The sequence below is a fragment of the Frankia sp. CoWAU3 genome (assembly GCF_977971855.1).
In genome coordinates, this window is the sequence record NZ_CDWWXB010000072.1 from 11,210 (window position 1) to 13,419 (window position 2,210).

Consider the following 2,210-nt stretch of genomic DNA (forward strand, 5'->3'; position numbering starts at 1 on the left):
CCGCCTGCCGTCGAGCCGCCTGCCGTCGTCATCACCATCGAGCTCATTCTAGGCGCCCGCGCGGGCGGGGTGCCTGCGGCGCGCCCGGTCCCGCCCGAGGACCACCGACCGGATCCCGGCGGCGGGGGACGATGGCCGGTCCGGTCCGCGGCGCGGGCGGCGTGGCCCGGGCCGTGGACAGGTACGTGCGCGCATACGATCAGGTAGGAGCCGACGATGACCATTCCTAACCCGGCGGCGACCGGAATCGGCCTGCCCGCCACCGGCGGCCCGCGGCTGCCCCAGGAGCCGCGTCTGCACACCGAGATCCCCGGCCCGCGGTCCCGGGCACTCGCCGCGCGCCGCGTCGGCGCCGTGGCCCGGGGGGTCGGTGAGACCCTCCCGGTCTACGCGCACGCGGCGGGCGGCGGGGTCGTGGTCGACGTGGACGGCAACTCGCTCATCGACTTCGGTTCGGGGATCGCGGTGGTCAGCGTCGGCAACGCTGCGGACGGGGTCGTCGGGGCCGTGCGCGAGCAGATCGGCCGGTTCACCCACACCTGCTTCATGGTGACGCCGTACGAGGGCTATATCGCCGTCTGTGAGGCGCTGAACCGGCTGACGCCGGGTACCCATGAGAAGCGCTCGGCATTGTTCAACTCCGGAGCGGAGGCCGTCGAGAACGCCGTCAAGATCGCGCGCAGCGCGACCGGCCGGGGCGCGGTCGTCGTCTTCGAGCACGCTTACCATGGCCGGACGAACCTGACGATGGCGATGACCGCGAAGTCGATGCCCTACAAGAGTGGGTTCGGGCCGTTCGCGCCCGAAGTCTACCGGATGCCGCTGGCGTATCCCTACCGCTGGCAGACCGGTCCCGACCGCTGTGGGGAGGAGGCCGCCGAGCGGGTGATCGAGCTCGTGCGGGACGAGATCGGGGCCGCGTCCGTCGCCGCGATGGTCATCGAGCCGATCCAGGGGGAGGGCGGTTTCATCGTCCCCGGGACCGGGTTCCTGCCCCGCCTCGCCGAGTTCTGTACGGTCGCGGGGATCGTGTTCGTCGCGGACGAGGTGCAGACCGGGTTCGCCCGGACCGGGACGATGTTCGCCTGCGAGCACGAAGGCGTCGTCCCGGATCTCATCACCACCGCCAAGGGCATCGCCGGCGGCCTGCCGCTCGCGGCCGTCACCGGCCGCGCGGAGATCATGGACGCCCCCCAGGTCGGCGGGCTCGGCGGCACCTACGGGGGGAACCCCGCGGCCTGCGCTGCGGCTCTCGCCGCGATCGACCTCATCGAGTCCGAGGACCTGGCCGGCCGGGCCCGCCGGATAGGCGAGATCGCCCTGCCCCGCCTGCACGCGTTGCGCGAGCGGTACGACTTCGTCGGGGATGTCCGGGGGCGGGGCGCGATGGTCGCCCTGGAGCTGGTCCGGAGCGCCGGCGACGACAGCCCGGACAAGGTCCTCACCGCCGCCGCGGCAGCCGCCTGCCATCGTCGCGGCCTGATCGTGCTCACCGCGGGCACCTGGGGCAACGTGCTCCGGCTGCTGCCACCGCTGGTGATCGAGGAGCCGTTGCTGCTGGCTGGCCTCGATCTCCTCGACGAGGCGTTCGCGGAGCTCGCGGCGCGCCGTCAGTCTCCCTCCCCGGCCCGCCCGGAGGGGTGACGGCCCGCCCGGAGGGGTGACGGAGGGGTGGTGCACCCGGCTGTTCGGCATATCTGCCGAGGTCGGACGATTGCGGGTGGAAACCTGGTGGGGCGATTGCGGGTGGAAAGCCGAGGGCATACCCGTGCCGGAGTGCCGATGTTCGGCGACATCTCCACCTACGCCAGGAGGCGCCCGGTGACCATTGCTGCGGCCTGCCCGCGCTGTCTCGGACCGCTGCGTCCACCCGATCTGTGGAGCAGTCAGTGGCGGTGCGACGATCACGGGGAGGTGAGTCCCTACCGCACCGCCGTGTCGTCGCGGGAACAGGCGCTCCACGCGCTGTCGAAGACCTCGACGGTCCCGATCTGGTTGCCGCAGCCGATGCCGGTCCACTGGTACGTCAGCGGCGTCGGCTGGGCCGGTGACGAGCGTACCGGGCCGCGTGCCACGGCAGTCGCCGCCGCCGGGCCCTCTCCGTTGGGCGGGCCGGCCGAGATGGTGCTCGTCGCCGAGGCGCCTCGGGTGGGACTCGGCGCCCGGCTCGCGGGCATCAGCGGTCCCGATCCCGAACCGCTGCCCGGCGT

At 73.1% G+C, this 2,210-nt stretch carries 2 protein-coding genes; both read left to right on the forward strand.

The window, feature by feature from the left end; all coding sequences use genetic code 11:
- Window positions 1-216: 216 nt before the first annotated feature.
- Window positions 217-1,644 carry a 4-aminobutyrate--2-oxoglutarate transaminase gene (gene gabT, locus AC08ON_RS08985; protein WP_476607098.1) on the forward strand — a complete coding sequence of 476 codons (1,428 nt, stop codon included), beginning with the start codon at window positions 217-219 and terminating at the stop codon, window positions 1,642-1,644.
- A gap of 177 nt (window positions 1,645-1,821) precedes the next feature.
- Window positions 1,822-2,210: DUF6758 family protein (locus AC08ON_RS08990; protein WP_476616777.1), on the forward strand; the 389-nt coding region annotated here is incomplete at its 3' end.

Bases quoted from the DNA above. Each gene is read 5' to 3' on its own strand.
- gabT (WP_476607098.1), top strand. From the start codon at position 217: ATGACCATTCCTAACCCGGCGGCGACCGGAATCGGCCTGCCCGCCACC.